This window comes from Polaromonas sp. P1_G2, from assembly GCF_056405515.1.
On sequence record NZ_JBFUBY010000464.1, the window covers coordinates 1 to 1,952 of the forward strand.

3 protein-coding genes are annotated in these 1,952 nt (G+C 59.7%); all 3 read left to right on the plus strand.

The annotated features are described in order from the left end of the window. Positions 1-811: nucleotide sugar dehydrogenase (locus tag AC1D0P_RS25220; protein ID WP_477679237.1), on the plus strand; the 811-nt coding region annotated here is incomplete at its 5' end. Positions 812-914: 103 nt separating this feature from the next. Then, a complete protein-coding gene (locus AC1D0P_RS25225) occupies positions 915-1,724 on the plus strand; it encodes an ABC transporter permease (protein ID WP_477679238.1) in 810 nt (269 codons plus the stop codon). Beyond that, a partial coding sequence (locus tag AC1D0P_RS25230) for an ATP-binding cassette domain-containing protein (protein ID WP_477679239.1) occupies positions 1,714-1,952 on the plus strand: 239 nt, incomplete at its 3' end. The genes AC1D0P_RS25225 and AC1D0P_RS25230, both read left to right, overlap by 11 nt.

A 1,952-nucleotide genomic window follows, 5' to 3' on the forward strand; every position in this document is an offset into this window, starting at 1 on the left:
GCACACGCTCGCGAACACGGTCAAGGTGGTGGCCGGAGACGGCCCCGCTACCCTGGAGCGTGTTGCGGCGCTGTATGAAAAAGTCGTTAGCGCCGGCGTGCATAAAGTCTCGTCACTCAAGGTGGCGGAGGCCGCAAAGGTCATCGAGAACACGCAGCGGGATCTGAATATCGCCCTGATGAACGAACTCGCCGTCATCTTCAACATGCTGGGCCTGGACACGCTGGAGGTGCTGGAAGCGGCAGGGACAAAGTGGAACTTTCTGCCTTTCCGCCCAGGCCTGGTCGGCGGGCACTGCATCGGCGTCGACCCCTACTACCTGACGTACAAAGCCGAGATGCTGGGCTACCACCCCGAAGTGATCCTCGCGGGGCGTCGCATCAACGACAACATGGGCAAGTTCATTGCGGAGCAGACCGTCAAGCAGCTGATCCAGGCGGACAGGCACATCAAAGGCGCCAAGGTCAATGTGCTGGGGATCACCTTCAAGGAAGACGTGCCGGACCTGCGCAATTCCAAGGTATGGGACCTGATCACCGAACTGCGCGCCTACGGCGTAGAGGTGTTCGTGCATGACCCGGTCGCCGATGCGGCCGAGGCGCGGCTGGAGTATGGCGTCGAGTTGATTGCCTGGGATTCATTGCCGCAAGCGGACGCGGTGGTGGTTGCGGTGGCTCACGAACCATTTCTGTCCAAACCGCACGCGTCCTATGCCGACAAGCTGAAACATGGCGGATGTTTTATCGATGTCAAGGCGCGGTTTGATGGTGGCAGGCTCAATGCGGCGGGGTTCGCGGTCTGGCGCCTCTAAGCCACCGTCCAGTAAAAACAATGAAAACTCTGCCTCAGCACCCGCCACCAGGCACTGGCCCTGCCGGCCTTTCACTGCGGACATGCGCATCCGCTTTCCCGTCATGAGCACGGTCGTCGTGAACCCGGTGCGGATCGTTGCCGATATCTGGCGCCACCGCTACCTGCTCGGCCAGCTCATCAAGAGGGACGTGCTGCTGCGCTACAGGGGCGCGATGTTCGGCGTGTTGTGGATTTTCCTCAGCCCGCTGCTGATGCTGGCGATTTTCGCCTTCATCTTCGGCCAGGTCTTTCAGACGCGCTGGCCCCAGCAGGACAGCGGCCTGCCATTCTGGCTGCTGCTTTACAGCGGCCTGATTACTTTTAATGTCTTTGCCGAGACTGTGTCCCGCGCGCCGGCATCCGTACGCGGTTATCCCAGTTTTGTGAAGAAGATTATCTTTCCCGTGCATATCCTGCCCGTGGTTCCCTTAGGGGCCGCCTTGGTCCATGGCGCGTTCAACTTTCTCATACTGGTGGCGGCCCTGGCTTGGGCAGGCGGCCTGCACGGCCAGGTTGTGCTGTTCCCGATTTTGTTGCTTCCCGTCCTCCTGCTAGCCTTGGGCCTCTCGTGGTTTGTGGCGGCGTGGGGCGTGTTCATCAAGGACATGACCCAGATCCTGCCGGTGTTTGTGCAAATGCTGATGTTTCTGTCGCCCGTGTTTTATCCGATGAGCGCGGTACCGGCTGTTCTACGCCCGGCCTATCACTACAACCCACTGGGAATCGTCATCGAGGCCTCTCGCGCCGTCGTCACCGGACAAGCAATTGATTGGGGCACGTGGGGCTTGGCCCTGGTTTTCTGCCTGGTGGTGGCTGTGCTCGGTTATGCCTTCTTCCAGCACAGCCGGGAGGAGTTTGCCGATGCACTCTGACGTCGCCATTTCCGTCAGGAATCTGACCAAGACTTACCGCATCTTCGGCCACCCCGGCGACCGGATCAAACAGGCATTCACGCTCGGGCGAATGCGCTTCCATCGTGAATTCACCGCATTGAGCGATGTTTCTTTCGAGATCAAAAAAGGCGAGACTGTTGGCATCATCGGCCGCAATGGATCCGGCAAGAGCACGCTACTCCAGTTGATCTGCGGGATCCTTAAGCC